Source organism: Arthrobacter sp. B055-34 (assembly GCF_059090425.1).
This window is the reverse complement of the sequence record NZ_JBNHFQ010000001.1, coordinates 629,452-654,712: the sequence shown is the minus strand read 5'-3', so window position 1 is coordinate 654,712 and position 25,261 is coordinate 629,452. Positions and strand designations below refer to the sequence as shown.

Below are 25,261 nucleotides of genomic sequence, written 5' to 3'. Positions count from 1 at the left end.
AACGTGGCAGGCGAGGACCGGATCTCCGGCAACATTGAGAACCCCCGTACGGACCGTACGCCGGATACCGACAGCGACCCCATCGAGGTGCCCGCGCCTCCGGTCCCGGCCAGCGGCCGGTTCCTTGACGAGTCCAACCGGCTGCCGATGCGCAAGGCCAGCCGCTTGCCCGATCTGAGCGCCTTCAACAAGGAATCCCGCGGCACGGCAAAGAATAACGACGGCGGTGCCTCCTCACCGAAGAACGACGGCGGCGCTTCCAATGGGAAGAGCGACGGCGGTGCTCCCGCTGCCTCGCGCTTCAAACCGGACGCCGTCCCCGGCTGGGGGAGTCCAGCCCCCAAGCCGACTGACTCGGCGCAGGCCGACGCTTCCCCGAAGCCGGGCCAGCCCGGAGCAGATCGGATAGCGACAGAGCACTCCGGAGCAGAACAGCCCCGAGCAGATCGACCGGCGCCAGCCAAGCCGCGGACAGGCTCCACCAGTATCGAAGAGTCAAAGAATGGGAAGGAGCCGGAGCCGCGGGCCGCTCGGGTTGTCGGCGCGGCTGCCCCGGCAGAGCTAGAATCCCCTGACGGCGCGGCTCCCTCGGCGGACCCGGTGTCTGCGGATGAAGCTGCTCCCTCGACGAAGGTGGCTCCGACGGTTGCGACACCCGCGGATAGCAAGGCTTCGCCCAGCAACGCAACAGCCGCGGTCCCGCCCGACTCCGCTGGGTCGCCGGCTCCACAGGACGAACAGCAGGAAGACATGCAGTCTTCAACAGAGCCGGCCCCCGGACCGAACCCGGAGCCGAACCCCGGACCGAACCCGGAGCCGAACCCCGGACCGGACCCGGAGCCGAACCGTGCGAACCCCGGGGCGGATGGGGCGTCGGAATGGCTGTCGAGCCCAGCCGAGACAGTGCGGGCGGAGAAGACCCGCACCCGTCCCGGAGATAAAGGTGGCGGCGCAACCTCGGTGGCGGCAGCAGCGGCGTCGTCCGCGGTTGTGGGCGGGGCCGAAGGCGGAGCTGCCAAGGGAGCTGGCAGCGGGCCCGGGGCCAAGCATGCCGCCGGGAAGCAGGCCGCCTCGAAACCGAACCGGCCGGTGCTTTCGGATGTGGAGCGCCGGGCTGCCGAGCGCGAGGAGGCCGTCAATGCGAAGCCGCCGGCGGGCCGGATCCTGCAGGTCATGCTGGCCGTCTTTTTTCCGTTCCTGCTGATCATCGGGGCAATCCGCGCAGTGTGCACGCCGCTGTTCCTGTGGATCGAGTACCACCGGCCGGGGTTCCCCGCGGACAGTTTCGGGTTCAGCACCGAGGACCGGATGACCTACGGCTCGTACGCGGTGGATTACCTGCTGAACTGGGCCGGGCCGCGCTACCTCGGCGGGCTGGTGGGGCCGGACGGGGACCAGTTGTTCCTCGACAGCGAGGTCGGGCACATGGCGGACGTGAAGACCGTGATCATGGGTGCGTGGATTGCCGGAGCGGTCATGCTGGTCTTGAGCGTGCTCGCGGTGATTTACCTGGCGCGCAAGTATCCCGGCGGCATCCGCCGCGGCCTGTTTGCCGGCTCTGCCGCCACCCTGATCCTGATCATCGTGCTCGGCGTGCTGGGCGCGCTGAACTGGCAGGGCTTCTTCACCGCGTTCCACGGGGTCTTCTTCGCGGACGGTACGTGGACGTTCTTTGTGGACGACACGCTGATCCGGCTGTTCCCCGCCCAGTTCTGGATGGACGCTGGCATCGTGATCGCGGTGCTGGTGCTGATGGTGTCCTCGCTGGTGTTGGCCTTCACCTGGCCGACCAAGTCCCGGCGGGAACGCAGCTCCGAGAAGCTCGCCGCTGCCCGGGCCCGCTACCTGCAGGACCTGCGCGAAGACTTCTAAGTATCTGGCGCCCCGTACAGCAAGCACGGCGGGGCGCCGGACCAGCCGCGCCGTCAGATCAGCTGTAGAGGCGGTCGATGTCCGCGGTGAAGTCCTCGATGACCTGGGTCCGCTTGAGCTTCAGCGACGGCGTCATGTGGCCGGAGGCCTCGGTCAGTTCCTGCTGCAGCACGGTGAACTTCCGGATCTGCTCGGCGCGCGAGACCAGCTTGTTGGCATGGTCCACCGCGGACTGCAGCTCCGCCAGCACCGCCGGGTCCGAACCGGCCTGGGCAGCGCTGAGGCCGTTCCGGGACCGGGACTTGCACCAGGCGGCCACGCCGTCCGGATCAAGGCACAGCAGCGCGGCAACAAAAGGCTTCCCTTCGCCGACCACCACGGCCTGCGACACCAGCTGGTGCTCCCGCAGCGCATCCTCCAAAGGACCCGGGGCCACGTTCTTGCCGCCGGCCGTGACCAGCAGGTCCTTCTTCCGCCCCGAAATGGTGAGGAAGCCGTCGTCGTCGATTGTGCCCAGATCGCCGGTCCGGAAGAAGCCGTCCGTGAAGTTTTCCCGGTTGGCGTCGTCGTTGTTGTGGTAGCCGGGGGTGATGCCGATGCCCTTGATCAGCACCTCGCCGTCATCGGCAATGCGGATGGTGGTGCCCGGCAGCGGCAGGCCGACGGTGCCGATCCGGTTGCGGCCCGGCAGATTGACCGCGGCGGGCGCGGTGGACTCGGTCAGCCCGTAGCCCTCGAGCACGGGAATGCCGATCCCCGTGAAGAAGTGCGCCAGGTGCGGATTCAAGGCGCTCGCGCCGGAGACCGTGAAGCCGACCTGGCCGCCGAAGACGGCGCGCAGCTTCGCGTAGACCAGCTTGTCGAAGACGGCGTTCTTGAGCTTCAGGACCGGGCCCGGGCCGGAGCCGGTGCCGCGGTCCCGCGCGTCGGCCGCCCGCGAATAGGCGACGGCGGTGTCGGCCGCGGCGTCGAAGATCCGGCCCTTGCCGTCGTCGTGCGCCTTTTGCCTGGCGGACGCGTAGACCTTCTCGAACACACGCGGCACCACCAGCAAAAAGGTGGGGTTGTACGTGCGGAGGTCATCGATCAGGTTGGCCATGCTCGCCGTGTGGCCCATCTTCACGCCGGCGGCGAGGCAGATGACCTGGACGGCGCGGGCGAGGACGTGGGCCAGCGGCAGGAACATCAGCGACTTGGCGCCCGGCTCCTTGAGGATGGCGGGCAGGAACTCCGTGGTGTTCAGGGCGAGCTCGGCGAAGTTGCCGTGGGTGATGATGCAGCCGCGTGGGCGTCCCGTGGTGCCGGAGGTGTAAACCAACGACGCCGCATCCTCCAACGTGCGCGAGGTGCGGGCCTGCTCCAGCTCCTCATCCGGTACGGCTGCGCCCTGCGCCCGGAGTTCGGCCAGGCCCGGGTTGGCTCCGGCCATGGTCCAGACCGGCAGGGAGGCGGGCAACTCCTGCATGGCCGTACCGACGACGGCGGCCTTGGACTCGTCCTCCACAAAGACGAGCTTGGCGCCGGAATCGGCGAGGATCCACTGCACCTGGTGCGCCGAGGACGTCTCGTAAATGGGAACCACCACGGCGCCGGCAAACCAGCCCGCAAGGTCCACCACGGTCCATTCGAAGCGGGTCTTGGACATCACCGCAATCTTGTCCCCGGGCCGGATACCGGCGTTGATCAGTCCCTTGGCCAGCGAGGAAACCTGGCCGAGGAGTTCGGCGGCGGACACATCGGTCCACACACCGGCCCGCTTCACGGCATAGAGGGCATGCTGCGGGTTGCGCTTGTGCCGCGCCATGAGAATGTCCGTGATGTTGGAGCCGTCCGGCATGCGCTCCAGCAGTTCGGTTGACGCTTCGCGCACCGCGTTCTCGCTTTCCTCGTTGGTGTTGCCCGGGTTTCCTGTTGACCGGCCCGTCTGCTCATACCCAACTGGGCATCCACATCCGCCACCGCCACTGATCGTAGGGGATCTGCTCTGCCGTCCAGACCGGCATGAAATACGCCGAAACCAGCAGCACGGCAATGATGAACCCGCCGACCACTACCAGTCCCTGGCGGCGCCGCCAGACCGGATCGGTCCGCCTGCCTAGGAACATTCCGAGCACATAGGTCAGGGCCAGGACCAGGAACGGTTGGAAGGAGATGGCGTAGAAGAAGAACGTAGTGCGGTCCGGGAACAGGAACCACGGGAGGTAGCCCGCGGCCACGCCGGCGAGGACCGCGCCGGCGCGCCAGTCGCGGCGGCCCAGCCAGGCGAAGGCGATGGCGATCAGCGCCAGCGCCGCGGCCCACCAGATAAGCGGGTTGCCCACCACGGTCACGGCAGTGGAGCAGGTGTCGACGGCGCATCCGTTCACGCCGTTTTCATCCGAGTGGTAATAGAAGGAGGTGGGCCGGCCCATGAACAGCCAAGTCCAGGCGTTGGACTGGTATGGGTGCTCGGAATCCAGCCCGTTGTGGAAGGTATAGGCGCTGCGGTGGTACTCGGCGAGGGAGCGCAGCGGATCCGGCACCCAGCCCCAGATACCGCCGGCGTTGTCGCGGGCCCATTGCCGGTGGTAGGCGTCTTCGGACAGGAACCATCCCGTCCATGTAGCCAGATAGGTAGCGGCCGCCAGCGGCATCATGGTGAAGAACGCGGGTACGCCATCGCGGAAGACCCCGCCGGAGATCCAGCCGCGGATTCCGGCAATCCGGCGGGCATTGACATCCCACAGCACGGCCATCACACAGAACACCGCGACGAAGGACAGCGCGGACCACTTGGTGCCGACGGCGAGGCCCATGCAGACCGCGGCCACCAGCCGCCACGGCCGCCACAACACGAACGGGCCGTAGAGCAACTGCAGTTTATTAGGTACCCCGGACGGCCCGGCGAGAGCCGCCACTTTGCCGGCCAGCCGCCGTCGTCCGTCCTCGCGGTCCAGCAGCAGCGCGCCGAACGCCGCGACCACCCAGAACGTGAGGAAGATATCCAGCAGCGAGGTGCGTGAATGCACCAGATGGTGGCCGTCGACGGCGGTCAGCAGACCGGCGACGCCGCCCAGGACGGGGGACTTGAACAGTTTCTGGGCGATCAGCGCGATCATCAGGATGGACAGTGTGCCGGCCAGCGCCGCGCCGAAGCGCCAGCCGAAGCCGTTGTCCGAGCCGAACAGCCACATGCCGAACGCGATCATCCACTTGCCCACCGGCGGATGAACCACATACTCGGGGGAGTCCAGCAGGATGTCAGGGTTGCCCGCGTTGAAGGAATCGTTGGCGTCTTCGGGCCACTCCCGCTCGTAGCCGGACTGCAGGTAGGAGTAGGCATCCTTGACGTAGTAGGTCTCGTCGAAAACGAGGGAGCTGGGTTCGCCCAAGCGGTAGAAGCGCAGGATCCCGCCGATCGCCGCGGCCAGCACGGGGACCAGCCAGCCCCAGATCCCGAAGACTATGGGCGCGCCCAGCAGCCGCCGCTTCAGCACGTCTTCTTTGAAAGCATGCGCCGGCGCCTGAAGCCAGTGCGCCGGGCGCTCCGGTTCCTGCTGTCGCTGGCTGGTAGTCTGGGTCACGGCGAACATGTTACCCGCGGGTAACTTGCTGGGTGTGCGTCGGGGTAGTGCGACCCCGTGGGTGCTGTGGGCAGGACTGACTGTTCAATGAAGCCACATACAGACCTTATCTACCGAGGCTGGGAATCGCCGCCATTGTGCACATGTGAAGGTTCTGCCTCTTGGGTGAGCGGGGGATCGAAAGTGTCCAAGCCGACCGTCAATCAAGCACTCTGCCGGCTCGCTTCTCGTGGCGGGGCGGTAGGGTTGTCCTGTGAATGAGCAGGAAAAGCCGGATAGCGCGGGCCGCGGACAAATCGTGCTGGCGGGCACGCCCATCGGCAACATCGGGGATGCCTCGACCCGCCTGGTGGAGCTGCTGCAGACCGCGGACATTGTGGCCGCGGAAGATACGCGCCGGCTCCACAAGCTCCTGCATGCCCTGGGCATCACCGCCTCCGGGAAAATCATCAGCTACCACGAGCACAACGAAGCCACCCGGACCGCCGAACTGCTGGAGCTCATCCGCGGCGGCAAGACCCTGATCATGGTGACCGACGCCGGCATGCCGGCAGTGTCGGACCCGGGATTCCGCCTGGTCGAAGCCGCCGTAGAGGACGGTGTGGTGGTCACCGCCATCCCGGGGCCGTCGGCAGTGCTGACGGCCCTTGCTCTGTCGGGCCTGCCAACGGACCGCTTCACCTTCGAAGGCTTCCTGCCTCGCAAGGCAGGGGAGCGCAGCGCCAGACTCTCCGACCTGGTGGACGAAAAGCGGACCATGGTGTTCTTCGAGGCGCCGCACCGCCTCGAGCCGATGCTGCGGGCGCTGGACACCTCGTTCGGGCCGGACCGGCGAGTGGCGGTCTGCCGCGAACTGACCAAGCTGCACGAGGAAGTGCTCCGCGGTCCGGTGCGCGAGCTGCTGGAGTGGGCCGAGTCCTCCGAGGTGCGCGGTGAAATCGCCGTCGTTGTTGCCGGAGCTCCGGATGCAGAGCCGCAGCAGGCCGAAGACCATGTTGCAGCAGTGAATGAACTGATCAGCCAAGGTTCGCGCCTGAAGGACGCCGTCGCGGCGGTCGCAGCGGACGCGCGAATCAGCAAGCGCGAGCTCTACTCGGCCGTCCTGGCCGCGCGCTCCTGACCTGGTCCGGCCGAGCCATCGAACTAATCGCCCTTGTACACCTGCACAGGCGTAATAAAGCGACCTAGTGCAGTCCTGCATTTACAGCCGTGAGCGCCAACACCTACCGTAAAAGCAGTTGGGCAGCTCGCCCGTCGATTCAATGCTGAAAAATTGGAGGCACCGCTATGGGTGACACCGCAACCCGCGAGGCAGAACTGCTCGCCAAGGTTCCCACAGGTCTGTTGATCAACGGCGAGTGGCGCGACGCCGCCGGCGGACAGACGCTCGACGTTGAGGATCCCGCCACCGGCAAGGTCCTGCTCACCATCGCCAACGCCCAGCCCGAGGACGGCGCCGCCGCACTGGATGCCGCCGCAGCAGCCCAGGCCGACTGGGCCAGGACCGCCCCGCGCGAACGTGGCGAGATCCTGCGCCGCGCCTTCGAGCTCGTCACCGAGCGCACCGAAGACTTCGCCCTCCTGATGACCATGGAAATGGGCAAGCCCCTGGCCGAAGCCCGCGGCGAGGTTGCCTATGGCGCCGAGTTCCTCCGCTGGTTCTCCGAAGAGGCCGTGCGCGTCAACGGCCGCTACGCCGCCGCCCCGGACGGCAAGAACCGCCTGCTCGTCCAGAAGAAGCCGGTGGGCCCCTGCCTGCTGATCACCCCGTGGAACTTCCCGCTGGCCATGGCCACGCGCAAGATCGCCCCGGCGATCGCCGCAGGCTGCACGGCCATCCTCAAGCCCGCCACCCTGACCCCGCTGACCAGCCTGCTCTTCGCCCAGGTCATGATTGAGGCCGGTGTGCCTGCGGGCGTGCTGAACGTCATCCAGACGTCCACCGCCGGCAAGGTCACCGGACCGCTGATCAAGGATGACCGTCTGCGCAAGCTCTCCTTCACTGGCTCCACCCCGGTGGGCCAGGCCCTCATCCGCGACTCGGCGGACAAGGTTCTGCGCACCTCCATGGAGCTCGGCGGCAACGCCCCGTTCGTGGTCTTCGACGACGCCGATCTGGACAAGGCCGTCGAAGGCGCGCTCGCCGCCAAGATGCGCAACATGGGCGAGGCCTGCACCGCAGCCAACCGCTTCATCGTGCAGGACACCATCTCCGAGGCCTTCGCCGAGAAGTTCGCCGCCCGCATCGCCGAGCTGACCCCGGCCCGCGGCACCGAGGAGCACTCCAAGGTGGGCCCGCTGATCGACGGCAAGGCCCGCGACGGAGTGCACGAACTCGTCACGGACGCGATCTCCCACGGCGCAACCGCCGTGACCGGTGGCGCTTTTGTGGACGGCCCCGGCTACTTCTACCAGCCGACCGTGCTCACCAACGTGTCGCCGAAGTCGCGCATCCTCGCCGAGGAAATCTTCGGCCCGGTGGCTCCGATCGTCACGTTCCGCGATGAGGACGAAGCCGTGGCCCTGGCCAACGGCAGCGAGTACGGCCTGGTTGCCTACGTCTACACCAAGGACCTCAACCGCGGCCTGCGCGTGAGCGAAAAGATGGAGACCGGCATGCTCGGCCTGAACGCTGGCGTCATCTCCAACGCGGCCGCTCCGTTCGGTGGCGTCAAGCAGTCCGGCCTCGGCCGTGAAGGCGGCTCCGAGGGCATCGAGGAATACCTCTACACCCAGTACGTCGGCATCGCCGATCCGTACGCGGACCAGCTCTAACCTGTTCGACAGCGGGGCGGCAGGCCGGATGGCCTGCCGCCCCGCTGCGGTTTAACTGCCTCTACCTTCAAGACCAACAATGACGACGGCGGGGCGCCCATTTACGGGTCGGATTTCACCCTGGTTTGGGCTACTTTGCCATTCCGTGGCAGCTCGGCCACACGTTAGCGCCCGACGGGCAACTAGGTGTCACCGGCGGCGGAAGAGCGACTGCGGCAGGAACCGTCCCAGCAGGCGCTGCTGCCAGGAGCTTCTGGCCTTGAGCTGCCCGGCCACGGCCGTTACGTCCTCCCACCGGCGGCTGGTCACCGGCGGCCGGGCAGGGGTTTGCGGATTGGCGTAGGCAGCGTGTTCGTATCCAGTGCGCAGCCGTTCCAGAGCTGCCGCCGGCTCGCCGTCGAGGGCGCCGCTGGCAGCCAGCCGGTGGTTGAAGGCCCGGGCGGATTCCTCCGGCGCGGACGGCGCTCCGTAGTCCGCGGCGACGTCGAGCGTCTCCTCCCAAGCGAGCAGGGCCGACTGGCGTTCCGGCACGGCCGGCGCCAGCAGCTGGGTGCGGCGCTTCCGGGTGCGCGAGGTGCGCAGCAGCATCGGGGACAAGAGGGCCAGCAGCAGGGCGGCCGCGCCGGCTGCACTCCAGAGCCGCGGCGCCAGGCTTTCGGCCTCGGTGCCGGTTCCGGCTTCCGGATCGGCGCCGGCCGAGGGCAACGGCAGCGTTGGGCCGGCACGCGGATTAAGGTTTTCTTCCTCCGCCGGATTCGGCACGGGCCCGACATCCGCCTGCGCATAGTCAGGCACGGCGCCGCGCCCCGGCGTCGGCTCGAACGCCACCCAGCCGAGGTCTTCGAAGTACAGCTCGGGCCAGGCATGGGCGTCGCGGGAATCGATTTCGTATTCGGTCAGCTCCCGGCCGTCCATCTCGACAACTTCGCCGGTCTCATCACCGGGCGCGTAACCGACGGCAATCCGGCTGGGGATGCCGGCGGTGCGGGCCATGATCGCCATGGTCGACGCGTAGTGCGTGCAGTAACCGGACTTCTCCTCCAGGAAGGCGCCCACCACGTCGAAGCCGCTCTGGTCGTAGCCGCCGTCAACCGGGGCGTCTTCCGAGTAGACGAAATCCGGACCGCGCAGGTAGCTCTGGATCGCCATCGCCTGCTCATAGGGTTCGGTCAGGCCGTCGAGCACACCCGCGGTGGTTTCCTCGATGATGTCTGGCATGCTGTCGGGTAGCTCGGTGAAAATGTCGTCCACCACCGGAGCGTCGATCGACTCGGCAGACTCCAGCCCTGCCCGGGTCAATACTGGTTCGACGCTGCGCACCGTGTACTCCTGGTCCGCGCTGGTGGTGTTGCCGGTGCCGCGGATGGCCAGGGTGCGCGGATCCCAGGTCCAGTTGCCGCTCAGCCCGTCCACTTCGGCGGGCGCGTAGGGGGCCGGGAGCCAGGGACTGGTGAAGGAACCTGTGCTGATGACGGTGGTGGTCACCTCGCCGCGCTCCATGAGTTCGCGGGTGCTCCGGGTGCCGATCCGTTCGACCCCCGAGCGCTGCACGCCGTCGGAATCGGTGGGCCGCCAGCGGGCGCCGGCGAGGTTCTCCAGGGTCACGGACCGGATATACAGCGGATCCGCGGAATCGGTGGCATAGGTCATCCGGCCGAAGGCCCCGGGTCGGCGCAGGTTGTCGCCCAGGCTCACGATGGGATTGAGCCCGGTGGGCGCGCCCAGCCAGTTCAACCGGGATCCCTGCGGAAAGGCCCCGCTGGTGAAGCCAGGAATCGCCAGCGGCAGCAGCAGCGTCACGGCCAGGCCCGCGGCGCCGATGGAAGCGGCCCGGGTGAACTGCCCGGCCCGGACGGTACCCGCGGGAGCCTGGTCGTCCCCGGCCAGCCATTGTGCACAGCCCAGGATCAGCAGGAAGCCGATGGCCGCTGCCACGAAGCCCACCGCTCCGAGACTGTTGGGCTTGATGATCGCCGGCACCATCAGCACGGCGAGCAGGCCGCCCCCGGCGGTGGCAGGCATCTGCAGCGGGACTGCCACCGTATCCACGAGCAGCGCCACCAGCCCGATACCTACACACGCGACCATGACGATGCCAGGTGTTGCGAGCACGGGCGCCACCTGCGAGATGACGGTCTCCTGCGCCTGGTCGACCATCGGGCCCAAGGCCCGGAAAGTCCCCGGGCCGGGAATCACGCCCAGGAAACCCGTGGACGCGAAGAACATCAGCGTGACGGAGCCAACCAGGCCCGCCAGCCCCAGCAGCGTGGCGGCGACTGCAGGCCAGTTCAGTGCCCGTCCCAGCGCCGTGCCGGCTTCGATGCAGAGGACTGTGAAAAAGATATTGCCCAGCCAGGCCCAGCCTTCGATGACGCCGTTCAGGTTGGCGGCGGTGAGCACTACCGCCGCCGCGATTGCTGCGGACATGAGCCAGGGCCCGGAGCCGGTGGGGAGCCGCCGTCGTGAGCTGTTGTCCGGTGCGAGGTATTCCGGCGTTCCGGAGCGGGCGCCGTGTCCCGGTCCGCGGTTCAGGGTGGCGGTCATCGCCGGCCTCCCCGGGAAGCGGTCGGGGAAGGGACGGGGCCAGCCGCGGCGGGGCCGGACCGGGCGGTGGACGCCGTGACCGGTGCCTGCGCGTCGAAGTAGCTCCACGCCGCCGGCAGCGAAGCCTTGGCATTGACCGCCACCGCGCGCCAGCCGCCGTTGCGCAGAGCCTCGAGCACCGGCGAGGAGTCGTGCGGATGGTCGGTGACCAGGATGGCGAAGGCGTGCGAGCCGAACTCGGCGGCCGGGGCCAGCAGGCGGGCTTCGGCGGCGGAGATGTTGCCCAGCAGGGCCAGCAGCGGGCCCTTGAGCTTGTGCGCGGCGAGCTTGTCCATCAGCCGGTCCCCGAACGTCTCCGCCCCCGGCAGCGGCCGGTCCGACCTGCGGTGCGGGTCCTCCGCGAGCCCCAGCGCGGCCAGGCCCTCCGCCAGGTTCTGGTAGCCGGCCGGGCCGACGAAGCTTTCGTCCTCTGGCCACGGTGCCGAGGGGGAGCGCAGCAGGCCGGGCTCGGCGTGGACGTCGAGCAGCCGAACGGTGTAGTTGCGCTGGATGAAGTCATGCGCGGCCGACGCCACCGCCGTGACCGCCCATTCGAACGCGGGCGAACTGTGCAGCAGCTCTCCGCCGTCGTGCTCTGCGGACAGCGACGGCAGCAGGCCGCTGCCGAACGTGTGCACGCGCTGGTCCAGAATGATGGTGGCCTGCGGGGTCGTGACGGATTCCTCCTGCCGGACCATCAGTTCGCCCTGTCGCGCGGTGGCCGCCCAATGCACCCGGCGCATCGGATCGCCGTGCCGGTATTCGCGCGTCATGACGTCGTCGTCGCTCGGGTTCGCCTGCCGCCGGGTGCTGGCGGTGCCGTCCGTGCCGCGGGCGCCGGTCAACGACGTCGGCGGCAGTTCCACCGGCGCCGGCGTGACAATGAGCGCGGAAACCTCGCCCAGGTTATGCCGGTGCCGGGCCAGCCCGAACGGGTCCTCGAAGTCCGCGGTGACGGGGCCGATCCCGAACATCCCGCGCTTGCCGGAGCGCAGCCGGTACTCGTAGATACTCTCGCCGGTCCGCGTCGGATAGCGCGCGGGGAAGCGGAACGTGGGGGAGCGGCCGAACCGGTGCGGCAGCTGCTCCTCCATATACGCGATGCCGCCGAAGCTGCCGGTGCGCCGGACGGAGAGCTGCACGTGCGTGATCAGCCCGGTCTCCACGGAGGCGGGCCGGAATTTGCGTTCGACGGCGAAGCGCGGCTTGAGTACCACCATCACGGCCGCAGCGAGCAGGGGGAGGGCGATGAGGAAAACCGCCAGGCTCAGCAGGTCGCGGCGGCCGAAGATCTGCGCCAGCAGCAGGGCGACGACGCCGGCAGCGAGCAGTCCCCAGCCGCGCATCGTCACGTAGCGGGTGGGCAGCCAGCCGAACCGGTCCATGGCGCTTGACCTACACAGCGGGACGGCGGGATTCGCCGTTGACCGGAACCTTGGCCAGGATCGACGCCACGATCCCGGGCGCGTCCTCGCCGGCGGTCACGGCTTTGCGGTCCAGCATCAGCCGGTGCGAGATCACCGCCTCGGAGACTGAGGCGATGTCGTCCGGGAGCACAAAATCCCGGCCGTCCAGGGCGGCTGCGGCCTTGGCGGCCCGGAGGAGCTGGAGCAGCGCGCGCGGGCTGGCGCCGAGTCGCAGGTAGGGGTGCTCGCGGGTGGCCCGGCCGATGTTGACGGTGTACTCCTTGACCGCGGGGGAGACATAGACGTCCTGCACCGTGGCCACCATGGCGCGGACGTCCGCCATACCCACCACGGGCCGGACATCGGCCAGCGGGGAGGTGGACTGGTGGTTTTCCAGCATGTCCATCTCCGCGCGCGGGTCCGGGTAGCCCATGGAAATCCGCGCCATGAAGCGGTCGCGCTGGGCCTCCGGCAACGGGTAGGTGCCTTCCATCTCGATCGGATTCTGGGTGGCCACCACCATGAACGGCGGCTCCAGCCGGTAGGAGCGCCCGTCGACGGTGACCTGGTGTTCCTCCATGCATTCCAGCAGCGCGGACTGCGTTTTGGCTGACGCGCGGTTGATCTCGTCCCCGATGACGATGTTGGCGAAGACCGGCCCAGGCCGGAACTCGAAGCTGTGCTTGTCCTGGTTATAGATGGAGACGCCGGTGACGTCCGAGGGCAGCAGGTCGGGCGTGAACTGGATGCGGTGCACGCTGCAGTCGATGGTGCGCGCGAGCGTTTTGGCCAGCATGGTTTTGCCGACGCCGGGCACGTCCTCCACCAGCAGGTGGCCCTGGGCAAGCAGCACGGTCAGCGCCAGCCGCGCGGCTTCCTCTTTGCCGTCGATCACCGTGTTGATCGCCGAAAGGATGCGCCCGCACGCCTCATGGAAGTCCACCAGCGGCAACCGGCCGACGTCGTTAATCACCTGCCCGTTGGTGGCCGTGCCCGCAGCAGCGGTTGCCCCGCCGGCACCTGCCTGCCGCGCGGGATCCGATACTGCCGCCTGCTGCTGGATGTCCATGGAAACCTTCCGCTAGCCTTCCCCCCGGGGCCGGATGTACCAACACTACTGGGAGAACTTTCCGGAGGGTAGGGCCTGAAACGTTTCTTTCGGGCGCCGGCGATAACCTAGAAGCATGCCGAACAACCTCGCAGTCAAGCCCGGAGAAACGCCCGCCCCGTATGTCGCCGAAGCACCGCAGCCGGCGGAAGGGCGCGCCCGCAGCGCCGAAGAGGAAAACAGCGGACGACGGCGGCAGCTGCAGTATCCGCCGGCGCCCGAACCCCTGCCGGTGCCGGTGATGGACAACCACACGCACCTGGATTTCCGCGACGGCGACGTGCAGGTCAGCGTCACGGAGGCACTCGACGCCGCGGAGGCCCTGGGCATCCGCGGTGCCGTCCAGGTCGGCTGCGACCTGGAGTCCTCCCGGTTCACCATCGAAGCGGTAGAAGCAGACGCAAGGTTGCTGGGCGCCGTCGCACTCCATCCCAACGATGCGCCGGCACTGGGGGAGGCCGGCACGCTTGAAGATGCGCTCGCCGAGATCGAAGCGCTCGCCGCCCATCCGCGCGTGCGGGCCATCGGCGAAACCGGCCTGGACTACTTCCGTACGGAGGGGCAGGGCCTGAAGGCGCAGGAGTATTCCTTCCGCCGGCATATCGACATAGCCAAGCGGCTGGGCCTGGCGCTGCAGATCCATGACCGCGACGCGCACGAGGATGTGGTCCGGGTGCTGCGCGAGGAAGGAGCGCCCGAAAAAGTGGTCTTCCACTGCTTTTCCGGCGGTGCGGAACTGGCCCGGATCTGCAACGAGAACGGGTGGAACATGTCCTTCGCCGGCACCGTAACCTTTAAGAACGCGGGCGACCTGCGCGAGGCCCTGGCCATCGCCGATCCAGGCCTGGTGCTGGTGGAAACCGACGCCCCCTTCCTCACCCCGCATCCCTACCGCGGCCGGCCCAACGCGAGCTACATGATTCCCTACACAATGCGTGCCATGGCCGACGTTTTGGACAAGGATCTGGCGCAGTTATGCACAGAGGTGTCACAAAACACAGAAGAAATTTACGGCACTTTGTGAGCTAAGTTACTCCGGAGTATTTTTCCTAGTCAGCCCCGGTTTTCCGACGTTTCACCGGGGCTGACTTGGGACGTTCGGGCCAGACCAAAACGAGATTTTGGCCGAACTCGAGTTGGAGATGCATCACGGTTCGGTTACGGTGGGGAGCTAATGGCCGGGGTCGGGGAAGGCAACCGGACATGAATTCACTCGCTTGAGGCAAGTTGGACGTTCCGTTCGTACGCCCAAACCCTCTCGTCTAGTGCTGCCTGCACAAAGCATCGTGCCGTGCGATTCGGCGCGCGACTGCTCGTGTCCAAGTCCCCGTGCCCGGGAAACGTTAAAAAAGTTGGGTACCGTGGCAAACGCACTGAAGAACCGCTGGGTAAAAATTGCCGGGCAAATGATCGTGATGACTGCACTCGTGCTGGGGCTCGTGGCCTTCGTCGGCAACAACAAGTCCGTGACCCTGACCGTTGACGGCCAGGCCAGCAGCGTCTCGACCTTCGGCAGCACAGTCCAGGACGTCCTGAACGACGCCGATGTCCAGGTGGGCGAGCTGGACGAAATCACTCCGTCCGCCAGCGCCGAGATCACCGACGGCAGCAGCATCCAGGTCATCACCGCCAAGCCGGTCAAGCTGACCCTGGACGGCACCAGCAAGACAGTGCACTCCACCTCCGCCACCGTTGAGGACCTCCTCCACGAGCTCGGCGTCGAAGAGGATTCCGAACTTTCCGCCCCGCTGGATGCCGAACTGGCCAGCGTGAGCACGGTGACCATCACCACCCCGAAGACCGTTTCCATCACGGTGGACGGCGAAACCAACAAGAAGATTACGACGGCGGCCACCATCGGTGAGCTGCTGAAGGAACAGAAGATCAAGCTGGGCAAGGACGACGAGCTCTCCGACCCGAAGTCCACGGAGATCAAGGACAAGCTGAAGCTCAAGATCACCCGCATCGACCGGGACCAGAAGATCGAGGTCACCGAGCCGATCGAGTTCGAGACCGAGACGAAGAAGGACTCCTCGATGTACGAGGGCGAGCAGGAGATCACCCGCTCCGGCGTCACAGGTGAACGCACCAAGACCTACGCCTTGGTGCTGGTGGACGGCGAGGAAACCGAGCGCGAGCTGGTCAGCAACGAGATCACCCGCAAGCCGGTCACCGAGCAGGTCAGCGTCGGCACCAAGGAACGCCCGGCCCCCGAGCCCAAGGCTCCTTCCGGCAACGACAACACCAACGTCGGCGGCACCTGGCAGGCCCTTGCCCAGTGCGAGTCCGGCGGCAACTGGGCCATCAACACCGGCAACGGTTACTACGGCGGCCTGCAGTTCAGCCAGAGCTCGTGGATCGGCGCCGGCGGCGGCAAGTACGCCCCGCTGCCGCACATGGCCAGCCCTTCCGAGCAGATTGCCACCGCAGAGGTCCTGCGCAGCAGCGGCGGTTGGGGCCACTGGCCGGCCTGCTCAGCCAAGCTGGGCCTGCTCTAACCGCAGCAGCATCACCCAATCGGCAGGACCCGGGCGCGAACCCGGGTCCTGCCGGCGTTTAAGGTGCATTACTAGTGCCGTCGGAGACGCAGTTCAGGACCTTCGGACCCACGTTTAGGCACTTCTGCCCAGCTTTAGCGTTCAAGTAACGCTCTGACGTAGGGGGATGCTGACGGGCGATTCAAACCATGGGCTTGAAGCTCCCGCCCCGCTCGGCTCGGGCCGATGGGGCCGTGTTACGAGCTGGCTGCCGGTCTCCCCGCGGCCGGCCGGGATCAGCCATGGGCCACCCGGCGTTTAAGGTGCAGCAGAGATCAGCGGCTACGATGGCACAGTGACAGAAGCGAATTCTTCCTCAGGGCTGGCCGACGACGGCTCGGCGTCGCCAACCCGCGAGGGCGCGGCAACGCCTGCGAACGACGACGGCGGCCGCCCGGCTGCTGGGGGTACGGCACCTTTGCTGGGGGCGGCCGACATCAGGCGGCTCGCGGACGAACTGGATGTCCGTCCCACCAAAACCCTTGGACAGAACTTCGTTATCGACGGCAACACGATCCGCCGGATCGTTGCCGCAGCACATATCGATCCGCAGGAAACCGTGCTCGAGGTGGGCCCGGGCCTGGGCTCGCTGACGCTGGGCTTGCTGGACGCGGCCAAGCATGTGGTCGCCGTCGAGATTGATCCCAAACTTGCCGCCAAGCTGCCGGCCACCGCCGCCCGGCTCCGTCCGGATGCAGCCTCCCGGCTCGACGTCGTCCTTGCGGATGCCATGAGGGTGACCGAGCTGCCGCAGCAGCCCACCGCGCTGGTGGCCAATCTTCCGTACAACGTGGCAGTGCCCGTGGTGCTGCACCTGCTGGAGCATTTCCCCTCGCTGGAGCACGGGTTGGTCATGGTGCAGGACGAGGTGGCGGACCGGCTCGCAGCAAAACCGGGCTCGAAGATTTACGGCGTTCCCAGCGTCAAGGCGGCCTGGTACTCGCAGATGCGCAAGGCCGGCGTGATCGGCATGAACGTGTTCTGGCCCGCGCCGAAAATTGCCTCCGGACTGGTGGAGTTCACCCGGCATGAGCCGCCCGAAACGAGGGCAACGCGCAAGGAAGTCTTCGCCGTGATCGATGCGGCCTTCGCCCAGCGGCGGAAGACCCTGCGCGCCGCCCTCGCCGGTTGGGCCGGCAGCCCGGCCGCTGCCGAGGATGCCCTGCGCGCGGCGAACGTGGACCCTAGCGCGCGCGGCGAAGTGCTGGACGTCCAGGCCTTCGCGCGGATTGCCGAATTCAAACAGCCCTTGATGGCGTGAGCTAAGACCCGGTGGAGGAGGCAATGAGCATGTCCAGAAAGCGTTCGGTTCGGGTAATGGCCCCGGGCAAGATCAACGTGTCCTTCCGGATGGGCCCGCAGCGCCTGGACGGCTACCACTCCGTAGCCAGTGTCTATCTGGCCGTGTCGCTCTACGAGGAAGTCACCGCCACAGCGCGCGACGACGACCGGGTCACCGTGAGCGTGCGCAACGGCTCCACACTGCCGCTGGAGCTCGACGACATCCCGCTGGACGAATCCAACCTGGCTGTCCAGGCCGCGCAGCTGATCCGCTCCATGGCCGAGCGGCCCACCGGCGTGCATCTGGACATCACCAAACGCGTGCCGATCGCCGGCGGCATGGGCGGCGGATCGGCCGACGCCGCGGCAGCGCTGGTCGCCTGCAGTGCGCTGTGGGATACCGGCTTTTCCCGCGAAGAGCTTGTGCGCATAGCCTCGGACCTCGGCGCCGATGTGCCCTTCGCCATCCTCGGCGGAGTCGCCGTCGGGCTTGGCATCGGGGACCAGCTGACGCCGGCGCTGGCCCGCAAGGACATGAACTGGGTGCTAGTGCCGGCCAGCTTCGGCCTGTCCACGCCCAAGGTCTACGCCATGGCGGACCAGTTGCGCGAAGAGGCCGGATTCGAGGCCAGTGAGCCGGAGGGCGTGGATCCGGCCGTGCTGAAGGCCATGCATGCCGGGGACGTGGACTCGCTGGCGAACGCCGTGGGCAACGATCTGCAGGCTGCCTCGATGGCGCTCGCGCCGGAGCTGGCCGATATCCTTGAACTGGGCGTCGCCGAGGGCGCGCTGGCCGGACTGGTCTCCGGTTCCGGCCCAACGCTGGCGTTCCTCGTGGCGGACCGGCTCGAAGCCGAGGACCTTGCGCAGCGGCTCTCCGACGTCGCCGGCGTGGCGGCGCTGCCCGTCCACGGCCCGGTCCACGGCGCGCGCATCATGGCCTGATCCGGCTCGGCCCGCCCCGCCCCGATAACTTCACCTACACAGCAACAGAAAGTATCACCTTGGCCCACCTGCTTGGCGCGGAAAACATCAGCGTCTCCTTTGCCACCCGCACCGTCCTGGACTCGGTTTCCATCGGCTTGAACCAGGGCGACCGGATCGGCATGGTAGGCCGCAACGGCGACGGCAAGTCCACGCTGATGCGGCTGCTCGCGCAGCGCACGACGCCGGACGAGGGCCGCGTGACCAAGCGCGGCGACGTCAACATCGGATACCTCGACCAGCAGGATGTGCTCAACGGCGACCTGCCCGTGGGCGAGGCCATCGTCGGCGACCAGGCGGACCATGAGTGGGCGTCCAACCCGCGCATCCGCGAGATCATGGGTGGCCTCGTCGGTGACGTGGACTGGCACGCCAAGGTCTCCCTGCTCTCCGGCGGGCAGCGGCGCCGCGTGGCCCTGGCCAAGCTGCTGATCGAAGACCACGACGTCATCATGCTGGACGAGCCCACCAACCACCTGGACGTGGAGGGAGTGGCCTGGCTGGCCCGGCACCTGAAGGAGCGCTGGCGTCCCACCGAGGGCGCGTTCCTGGTGGTCACCCACGACCGCTGGTTCCTGGACGAAGTGTGCACCCGGACGTGGGAGATCCATGACGGCATCGTGGACCCGTTCGACGGCGGGTACGCGGCCTACGTCTTGGCCCGCGCCGAACGCGACCGCATGAACGCCGTCGTCGAAAGCAAGCGCCAGCAGCTGGTCAAGAAGGAACTGGCCTGGCTCCGCCGCGGCGCACCCGCCCGCACGGCCAAGCCCAAATTCCGCATCGATGCGGCCAACGAGCTGATCGCCGACGTGCCGGAACCGCGCGATACGGTGGCGCTGAACAAGGTGGCCACCGCCCGGCTCGGCAAGGACGTGCTGGATCTGGAACACATCTCCTACACGCCCCCGCCCCGGGAAGGCACCGAGGCAAAGAACGACGGCGGCAGGCCCCTGTTCGACAACATCACCCTTCGGCTGGCGCCGGGCGAGCGGCTGGGCCTGGTGGGGGTAAACGGCGCGGGCAAGACCACGCTACTGCGGCTGCTCAACGGCGAGATCGAACCGGATTCCGGCAAGGCCAAGCGGGGCAAGACCGTGAAGACCGCCATCCTCACGCAGGAAGTGCGCGAGCTGGACGACGTCTCGGACCTGCGGGTCATCGAGGTCATCCAGCGTGAACGCCAGGTCTTCAACGTCGGCGGCAAGGAAGTATCCGCCGGTCAGCTGGTAGAGCAGCTGGGCTTCAACAAGGAGAAGCAATGGACCCCCGTGCGGGATCTTTCCGGTGGTGAGCGCCGGCGGCTGCAGCTACTGCGACTGCTGGTGGGGGAGCCGAACGTGCTGATGCTGGACGAGCCGACCAATGACCTGGACACTGACACGCTCGCGGCGGTGGAAGACGTACTGGACGGCTGGCCCGGGACCCTGGTGGTTGTCTCGCACGACCGCTACTTACTCGAACGCGTCACTGACCACCAGATGGCGCTGCTGGGCGACGGTAAGCTCCGCGGCCTGCCCGGCGGGGTGGACCAGTATCTGGAACTGCGGGAGGAAGCACTGGCCGCAGGCGATGGGAAGGTGGGGCCGTCGTCGTCCGCCGGTTCTGCATCCGCAACGGTTCCGGCCGGCGAAAACGGCGCTGCCCAGCACCGTTCCGGCGGTTCAGCACCGTCCTCGACGCACAGCGAGGCGGAAAAGCGGCAGGCCAAGAAGGATCTGAACCGGATCGAGCGCCAGCTGACCAAACTGACCCAGCAGGCGGACAAGGTCAAGGAACAGATGACGGCCGCCGGTTCCAAGGCCGACGCGGACTTTGAGCAGCTTGCCGAGCTGAACAAGAAGTTGCAGGAGATCGGCGCCGAGCAGGAAGAACTCGAGATGGAGTGGCTCGAGGCGTCCGAAGTCCTCGAGTAGGCACTCAAAGGGTCTAGGCGGGCTGATTTGTGCGGCCACGGCTTGCATAGGCCTGGAGTTCAGCCCTGGTAGTGAACCCCAGTTTGGCGAGAATACTCCCTACGTGGTGTTCCACCGTACGCTTGCTGATAAATAGCCGCGCTGCGATCTGGCCATTGGATAAGCCGTCGGCGATAAGTTGGAGCACCTGGTCTTCCCTCGTGGTCAGCTGGCCGCCGGCGCGGGGGAGATGCTGGGAACGGTGCCCCAGAGAGCGGAGGGTCTGGGCTGCTGCATCGGCGTCGTAATGAGCGCCGAGCTGCTGGAAGTCCCGCAAAGCAGTCAGCGCTTCCGCGGTGGCAAGCTCCGGTTGGCCTGCGGCCACGGCCCTGGCCAGGGCCACGCGGCAGCGGGCCTGTTCGAGGGGCAGGCCGGCAGCACCGAAAGCCACCAGCGCCGACTCCAGGTGTCCGCGGGCAACACTGGCCGCCCCGGCGCCGGCGCCGCCAGTACTTTCGGTGGCCAGACGGCACAGCCCCACGGTGTACTCAGCCAGCGCGGCGTACTGCCCGAGGCCCGTCGCTGCGGCGATAACACCCAGTTCACAGCCGAGACCGGACGCTTCGTCCGGACGCCGTGCAGCCAAATAGACCTCAGCAAGGAGCGCTATTTCCGGTGCCACCAGGACAGACCCGGCGGCCGCCTGGAGACGCCGGCGCAGGACGGCCGCCGCGGACTCGGTGTCGCCGTTCATCAGCCGGAGCCGGGCCAGCGGCTGGACCGCGGCGGGATCCGACTCGTAGCCCTGCAACAGGGTGGCCGCTTCTTCCGCTCTGCCCTGGCGTAGTCGGAGGTCAGCCAGCCGCACTACCGCACCGCCGCGCAATGCCTGCAAGCCGCCGTCGTAATCTTCGATGGCGCGCACGAGCCGGTCCTCGGCCTCGGCCCACCGGCCCGCGGCGGTGAGGATGCCGCCGTAGTGCATCGCGCAGATCGCCGGCACCCATGACGCGTGCTGGTGGTGGCCGAAACCGGCAGCAACCTCCATCCATTGCTGGGCCCGGCTGACATCGAGGGTCAGCTCCGAGCAGAGCAGCATCTTGCAGTAGATTTCGCCGGCGGCCTGGTAGTCGCGGACCTCGCCGCTGGTGGCAGCGGCCGCGGCTTCATCAATGAGCCGAAAGCCCGCGCCGATGCGCCCGGCGAGAACCAGTGCCAGGCCCTCGTAACTGCGGGCACAGAACTCCAAGTCCGGTTCACGCAAGCGCCGGCCAAGTTCGGTTGCGGCCGCGGCATGGGCGCGCATCTGGGCCGGGTCGAGGGTGCCAAGGCACTGGGCCAGCTGCACCCACCCGGCCTCCACGCAATTGTCTGCGTCGCTGATGAGGGTGGTAGCCCGCGCCAGCCAACCGTCCGCGGCCGCCGTATTTGCGTAGACCGCGTCGTACAGGAAGCTGAGCTCGCGGGCTGCGATCAGTGCCGGAAGCCGGAATTCGCCGCGCCGGCGGAACAGGGTGAAGGCCTTTTCGTAGAGTCCGATGGCTGTCTCGAAGTCCCCGGCCCATTCAGTGGCTCTGGCCAAGCCGTAGGCAGCCTCGGCAGTCGCCCCGTACTCAAGCGCCAGGCTGAAGAATGACTGCGCTGCCCGCCAGTCCCCGCCGTCGAGTGCGGCGCGGCCGTCCTCGAGAAGCTGCTCCAGGGTGGAAGCCATGACCTATTTTACGTCCGGCCTGCGGGGAGGAAAGGGCTGGAAAATAGGTGCACGCACCGATGTCGGCGCGCCCGGATCGATCGATCCTTGTAGGAATACGGCATTGCGCAACAAATAAGACCGGGCGAAAAGGTGAGAATAATGGCCAGTACAGAGAGCTTCCAGCTGGAAGAAGCAGCGGCCGAGGCTTACGAGGCAAAGTTCGTTCCCGCGATGTTCGCGGAGTGGGCGCAGCAGATGGTAACCGTGGCCGGAGTGACCCGGGGGCAGCGGATTCTTGACGTTGCCTGCGGTACCGGGATTGTAGCCCGCACTGCGGCGGAGATAACCGGGGCGGAAGCGGTGACCGGCGTGGACATTAACCCCGCCATGCTAGCCGTGGCTGCCAGGGTCCGGCCGGAGATCAGCTGGCTACAGGGTGACGCGGCCGCGCTGCCCGTGCAGGACGACGCCTTTGACGTAGTGCTTTGCCAGATGGCGCTGATGTTTTTTCCGGATGCCGTGGCGGCGCTGCGGGAGATGCGCAGGGCGGCGGTCGACGGCGGAACAGTTGCGGTTGTGGTCCCTGGGCGCCTGGAGGACCAGCCAGGCTATGGGCCTTTCGTGGAGCTGGTCTCGCGCCATGCGGGTTCCGGCGCCATGTCGCTTCTAGGCGTTTATTGGGCCTGCGGCGACCTGGAAAAACTTGAGCGGCTCATTGCCAAGGCGGGTTTGCTGGAGGTGGAATCCCATACGCACATCGGCAAGGCCAAGTACTCCTCGGCCGCGGATTTCGTGGCGGTGGAAGTAGAGAGCACCCCGCTGATGGCGCGATTGAGCGAGGACCAGTTTGCCAGCATCCGTGCGGAAGCGGCGGCCGTTCTGCAACCTTTCACGGAGGCAGACGGTTCGCTGACAGTGCCGTTGCAAGGACACTTAGTCCTCGGGCGCAAGATCAACGGGCGCAGGCCCTAGCAAGCCAGGTAGCCACGACGCGTCCGCTATGCCTTTGGCGCGCCACGGTTCTCCCAGAGCCCGGCTGCCCGGATTGACGCCTGGATCTTGGTGGCCGCGGAGTGCAGGGCATCGCGCTCTTCATCGGACAGCGGGTCGAAAACGTTCTCGCGGACAAAGCTCACGTGTCCCGGGGCCGCCTGCACTATGGCCTTGTGTCCGGCGTCGGTCATCGAAATGTTGAATCCGCGTGCATCGGACTCGCACTCCGTCCGTGCCACCAGGCCCTTGGCCTCCATCCGCTTGAGCAGGTGGGAGAGCCGGCTCCGCTCCCAGTCCAGCGCCTGGGCGATGTCCCGCGCCCGCATGATGCCATCCTCGGCTTCGGAGAGGGCGGCGAGCACGGAGTACTCCACGCCCGAGAGTTCAGAGTCGCGGATCAGCTGGCGGTCCATGGCGGATTCGAAACCCCAGATGAGTTCGCGCAGCGCGCGCCAAATGTCCTGCTCGTGCTGATCGAGCCACCGCGTGTCCGAGCTCACTAAGCTTCCCCCTCCAAGTATGGTTGACAATTCAAGTGTCCCCTGTGCATGATTGACATGTCAACAAATCAATGACGTGTCAACAACCTGAAGGGGTTATCCACATGACCAAGATTGCAATCGTCACCGGCAGCACCCGTCCGGGCCGCAACAACAAGGGCGTAGCCGACTGGGTTCTGTCCCAGACCGCAGGCCGCACTGACGCCGAATTCGAACTTGTCGACATCGCAGACTTCAACCTCCCCTTGCTGGACGAGGCCTACCCGGCCATGTACCAGAACTACCAGAATGACCACACCAAGACCTGGTCCGCCAAGATCAACGAATTCGATGGCTTCATCTTCGTTACCGGCGAGTATAACCATACTCTGACCCCGGCCCTGGCCAATGCACTGTCCTACCTGAACGTGGAGTTCAACAACAAGGCAGCCGGTATCGTCTCCTACGGTTCCATGGGTGGCGCCCGCGCCGCCGAGCACCTGCGCAACGTGCTCTCCGAGCTGCAGATTGCCCACGTCCGCAACCAGGTCATGTTCTCCCTGTTCACCGACTTCGAGAACTTCTCCGACTTCAAGCCGACCGAGCAGAACGCCGGCACCCTGGCCCCGATGCTCGATCAGCTCATCCCGTGGACCCGCGCCATGGAGGCCGTCCGCGCCGAGGCAGCCGTCGCCGCCAGCTAAGGCGGCCCCCCGCGCGCCGGCCCACCAGCCAGCGTCGCGGACCTCCAAGCTGCAAGCGCTCTGTTCCCCCACCTGCCCATGAGGGGGAATGGAGCGCTTGTTCTTTTAATTCACCCCGTCTATTAATCCACCGTACGGTGCTGCCTGTGTCCTCATGACGGCCGATTGGATACGATCGATGCGTCAGAACGGGTAACGGCATGGTCGGGGAGGCCGCGGCGATTGCCGGCAGGGCTGGGGAAGAATTCGACGGGGAGGAAGCACGCATGCGGCAAGGACCAGGACGGGGCGGTCCCGGACCGGCACCGGCAACCGGCGCAACCGAGGCAAGCGAGGCAACCCGCGCCATCGGGCCAGCGGTGCACCTGGCTGGGAAGGTGTCCCTGTGAATGAGCGGCAGGAAGCACGACGGCGGCTGGTGCTGGCCGTGGGGGTGGTCCTGATCGTCTTCGGTATTGCGGCATTGGCCTGGGCCTTCGTGCTGCTCGGGCGCTGAGCCACCATGGAACTACCCCGTGGAATCGGCCAGCCGGCTACCCGTGCGCTGAACGGCGAGGGTATTACGAGCCTTGAGCAGGCGGCCGCCTATACGGAGGCTCAATTGCTGGCCCTGCATGGCGTGGGACCCAAGGCCATCAGGGTGCTCCGCGAGGCATTCGCGGAGCACAAGCTGGACTTTGCCTAGTCCAGCGGTTCGGGGTCACCCACGCCCAGCAGGTAGGACGCGATGGCCTCGTGAAAAACATCCACCCGCCGGCTGCCCGGGACCAGGGATGAATTCCCCTCGAGCAGGCTGCGGAAGGCGAGCCCCTCGATCAGCGCCGTAAAGCCGCTGGCGAGTTTGGCCGGTTCCGTTGAGCCCAGCGCTTCGAAAAGCTCCAGCGCCCGCGACTGCGAGAACAGTGCGTCCGAAATCGTTCCACGGAACTCTTCGCGCTCGGAGAGCTCCAGGGCCAGGGCTACGCGCGCTTTGATGTGGTGCGGGCGGGTGCTCAGCTGGATGTCGAGGTACTGGGCAATACGAGTGGCCACATGCTCAATGTCCATGCCCTCTTCGACAGTCCGCGGCGCTTCCAGATGGGAGTTCTCGAAGTCCGCCATCGAACGCTCGCGCAGGTACTCCAAGGCGCCTGCCAGCAGTTCGTCCTTTGTCCGGAAGTAGTAGCTGGTGGAGCCCGTCGGCAGGTTCAGGTGCGCATCCACGGCCCGGTGTGTCAGGGCCCGTAGGCCCTCGTGGGCGATGATTTCCGTGGTTGCTTCTGTCATCAGGGTCCGGCGCTGCGCCTTGTCGTCGTGCGCGGAGGTTTCCGGGCTGTGATGGACCTGCGGTAATGCTGCTTCCACGGGGGAGGCTCCTGATCGTTCGATGTACTCTACAGATGTAGAGT

Annotated in this window: 19 protein-coding genes; 11 read left to right on the top strand and 8 right to left on the bottom strand. The window is 67.0% G+C overall.

Features of this window, described 5'->3' with window-relative positions; all coding sequences use genetic code 11:
• The first annotated feature begins 3 nt into the window (after positions 1-3).
• A complete protein-coding gene (locus AC5RWO_RS02875; RefSeq protein WP_498729231.1) occupies positions 4-1,872 on the top strand; it encodes a TIGR01906 family membrane protein in 1,869 nt (622 codons plus the stop codon).
• 58 nt (positions 1,873-1,930) lie between these two features.
• Here AC5RWO_RS02875 and AC5RWO_RS02870 read toward each other — a convergent pair whose 3' ends face one another.
• Positions 1,931-3,742, bottom strand: a complete 1,812-nt coding sequence (locus tag AC5RWO_RS02870) for an AMP-dependent synthetase/ligase (RefSeq protein WP_498729229.1) — start codon at positions 3,740-3,742, stop codon at positions 1,931-1,933.
• A gap of 58 nt (positions 3,743-3,800) precedes the next feature.
• On the bottom strand, positions 3,801-5,444 hold the full coding sequence (locus AC5RWO_RS02865) for a dolichyl-phosphate-mannose--protein mannosyltransferase (RefSeq protein ID WP_498729227.1): 1,644 nt from the start codon (positions 5,442-5,444) through the stop codon (positions 3,801-3,803).
• A gap of 244 nt (positions 5,445-5,688) precedes the next feature.
• On the opposite strand from AC5RWO_RS02865, the gene rsmI reads away from it, so the two are divergent.
• Complete coding sequence (rsmI, locus tag AC5RWO_RS02860; RefSeq protein ID WP_498729225.1) at positions 5,689-6,555, top strand: 16S rRNA (cytidine(1402)-2'-O)-methyltransferase; 867 nt, start codon at positions 5,689-5,691, stop codon at positions 6,553-6,555.
• A 167-nt stretch (positions 6,556-6,722) separates the two neighbouring features.
• The gene (locus AC5RWO_RS02855) at positions 6,723-8,210 is read left to right on the top strand and encodes an NAD-dependent succinate-semialdehyde dehydrogenase (RefSeq protein WP_498729224.1); all 1,488 of its coding nucleotides are present in this window, start codon (positions 6,723-6,725) and stop codon (positions 8,208-8,210) included.
• 189 nt (positions 8,211-8,399) lie between these two features.
• On the opposite strand, the gene AC5RWO_RS02850 is transcribed toward AC5RWO_RS02855, so the two are convergent.
• From AC5RWO_RS02850 to AC5RWO_RS02840, 3 genes are read right to left on the bottom strand one after another with little or no spacing between them, the layout of a single operon-like run.
• Positions 8,400-10,754, bottom strand: coding sequence for a transglutaminase TgpA family protein (locus AC5RWO_RS02850; RefSeq protein WP_498729222.1), 2,355 nt, complete (start codon positions 10,752-10,754; stop codon positions 8,400-8,402).
• Positions 10,751-12,178 (bottom strand): DUF58 domain-containing protein, encoded by a 1,428-nt coding sequence (locus AC5RWO_RS02845; protein WP_498729221.1) that lies wholly within the window; start codon positions 12,176-12,178, stop codon positions 10,751-10,753. Before AC5RWO_RS02845 ends, AC5RWO_RS02850 begins: the two co-directional genes overlap by 4 nt.
• A 10-nt stretch (positions 12,179-12,188) precedes the next feature.
• Positions 12,189-13,268, bottom strand: coding sequence for an AAA family ATPase (locus AC5RWO_RS02840; RefSeq protein WP_498729220.1), 1,080 nt, complete (start codon positions 13,266-13,268; stop codon positions 12,189-12,191).
• Between the two features lie 115 nt (positions 13,269-13,383).
• Here AC5RWO_RS02840 and AC5RWO_RS02835 point away from each other — a divergent pair, with 115 nt between their 5' ends.
• From AC5RWO_RS02835 to AC5RWO_RS02815, 5 genes are all read left to right on the top strand, one after another.
• Positions 13,384-14,331 carry a TatD family hydrolase gene (locus AC5RWO_RS02835; RefSeq protein ID WP_498729219.1) on the top strand — a complete coding sequence of 316 codons (948 nt, stop codon included), beginning with the start codon at positions 13,384-13,386 and terminating at the stop codon, positions 14,329-14,331.
• Positions 14,332-14,668: 337 nt separating this feature from the next.
• Positions 14,669-15,805 carry a resuscitation-promoting factor gene (locus tag AC5RWO_RS02830; protein ID WP_498729217.1) on the top strand — a complete coding sequence of 379 codons (1,137 nt, stop codon included), beginning with the start codon at positions 14,669-14,671 and terminating at the stop codon, positions 15,803-15,805.
• 460 nt (positions 15,806-16,265) lie between these two features.
• Positions 16,266-17,105: a 16S rRNA (adenine(1518)-N(6)/adenine(1519)-N(6))-dimethyltransferase RsmA gene (gene rsmA, locus AC5RWO_RS02825; RefSeq protein ID WP_498729328.1), complete on the top strand. Its 840-nt coding sequence runs from the start codon at positions 16,266-16,268 to the stop codon at positions 17,103-17,105.
• A gap of 29 nt (positions 17,106-17,134) precedes the next feature.
• Positions 17,135-18,070, top strand: coding sequence for a 4-(cytidine 5'-diphospho)-2-C-methyl-D-erythritol kinase (locus AC5RWO_RS02820; protein WP_498729327.1), 936 nt, complete (start codon positions 17,135-17,137; stop codon positions 18,068-18,070).
• A gap of 59 nt (positions 18,071-18,129) precedes the next feature.
• Positions 18,130-20,025, top strand: coding sequence for an ABC-F family ATP-binding cassette domain-containing protein (locus tag AC5RWO_RS02815; RefSeq protein WP_498729216.1), 1,896 nt, complete (start codon positions 18,130-18,132; stop codon positions 20,023-20,025).
• A gap of 13 nt (positions 20,026-20,038) precedes the next feature.
• Here AC5RWO_RS02815 and AC5RWO_RS02810 read toward each other — a convergent pair whose 3' ends face one another.
• Positions 20,039-21,715: a LuxR C-terminal-related transcriptional regulator gene (locus AC5RWO_RS02810; protein WP_498729214.1), complete on the bottom strand. Its 1,677-nt coding sequence runs from the start codon at positions 21,713-21,715 to the stop codon at positions 20,039-20,041.
• A 141-nt stretch (positions 21,716-21,856) separates the two neighbouring features.
• Here AC5RWO_RS02810 and AC5RWO_RS02805 point away from each other — a divergent pair, with 141 nt between their 5' ends.
• Positions 21,857-22,669: a class I SAM-dependent methyltransferase gene (locus tag AC5RWO_RS02805; RefSeq protein ID WP_498729213.1), complete on the top strand. Its 813-nt coding sequence runs from the start codon at positions 21,857-21,859 to the stop codon at positions 22,667-22,669.
• Between the two features lie 26 nt (positions 22,670-22,695).
• Here AC5RWO_RS02805 and AC5RWO_RS02800 read toward each other — a convergent pair whose 3' ends face one another.
• Positions 22,696-23,190, bottom strand: coding sequence for a MarR family winged helix-turn-helix transcriptional regulator (locus AC5RWO_RS02800; protein WP_498729212.1), 495 nt, complete (start codon positions 23,188-23,190; stop codon positions 22,696-22,698).
• A 104-nt stretch (positions 23,191-23,294) separates the two neighbouring features.
• Between AC5RWO_RS02800 and AC5RWO_RS02795 the strand changes: the two genes are divergently transcribed.
• Both AC5RWO_RS02795 and AC5RWO_RS02790 read left to right on the top strand, forming a co-directional pair.
• Entirely contained in the window at positions 23,295-23,873 is a 579-nt protein-coding gene (locus AC5RWO_RS02795; RefSeq protein WP_498729211.1) for an NADPH-dependent FMN reductase, read from the top strand.
• Between the two features lie 502 nt (positions 23,874-24,375).
• Positions 24,376-24,558 (top strand): helix-hairpin-helix domain-containing protein, encoded by a 183-nt coding sequence (locus AC5RWO_RS02790; protein WP_498729209.1) that lies wholly within the window; start codon positions 24,376-24,378, stop codon positions 24,556-24,558.
• Here the strand turns inward: AC5RWO_RS02790 and AC5RWO_RS02785 are convergent.
• Complete coding sequence (locus AC5RWO_RS02785) at positions 24,555-25,217, bottom strand: TetR/AcrR family transcriptional regulator (RefSeq protein WP_498729207.1); 663 nt, start codon at positions 25,215-25,217, stop codon at positions 24,555-24,557. The two genes, AC5RWO_RS02790 and AC5RWO_RS02785, sit on opposite strands and share 4 nt — an antisense overlap.
• Positions 25,218-25,261 lie beyond the last annotated feature (44 nt).

Coding starts and splice junctions, on each gene's coding strand:
- AC5RWO_RS02835 (WP_498729219.1), top strand. CDS start 13,384: ATGCCGAACAACCTCGCAGTCAAGCCCGGAGAAACGCCCGCCCCGTAT.
- AC5RWO_RS02810 (WP_498729214.1), bottom strand. CDS start 21,715: ATGGCTTCCACCCTGGAGCAGCTTCTCGAGGACGGCCGCGCCGCACTC.
- AC5RWO_RS02850 (WP_498729222.1), bottom strand. CDS start 10,754: ATGACCGCCACCCTGAACCGCGGACCGGGACACGGCGCCCGCTCCGGA.
- AC5RWO_RS02865 (WP_498729227.1), bottom strand. CDS start 5,444: ATGTTCGCCGTGACCCAGACTACCAGCCAGCGACAGCAGGAACCGGAG.
- AC5RWO_RS02820 (WP_498729327.1), top strand. CDS start 17,135: ATGTCCAGAAAGCGTTCGGTTCGGGTAATGGCCCCGGGCAAGATCAAC.
- AC5RWO_RS02840 (WP_498729220.1), bottom strand. CDS start 13,268: ATGGACATCCAGCAGCAGGCGGCAGTATCGGATCCCGCGCGGCAGGCA.
- AC5RWO_RS02845 (WP_498729221.1), bottom strand. CDS start 12,178: ATGGACCGGTTCGGCTGGCTGCCCACCCGCTACGTGACGATGCGCGGC.
- AC5RWO_RS02805 (WP_498729213.1), top strand. CDS start 21,857: ATGGCCAGTACAGAGAGCTTCCAGCTGGAAGAAGCAGCGGCCGAGGCT.
- AC5RWO_RS02795 (WP_498729211.1), top strand. CDS start 23,295: ATGACCAAGATTGCAATCGTCACCGGCAGCACCCGTCCGGGCCGCAAC.
- AC5RWO_RS02855 (WP_498729224.1), top strand. CDS start 6,723: ATGGGTGACACCGCAACCCGCGAGGCAGAACTGCTCGCCAAGGTTCCC.
- AC5RWO_RS02790 (WP_498729209.1), top strand. CDS start 24,376: ATGGAACTACCCCGTGGAATCGGCCAGCCGGCTACCCGTGCGCTGAAC.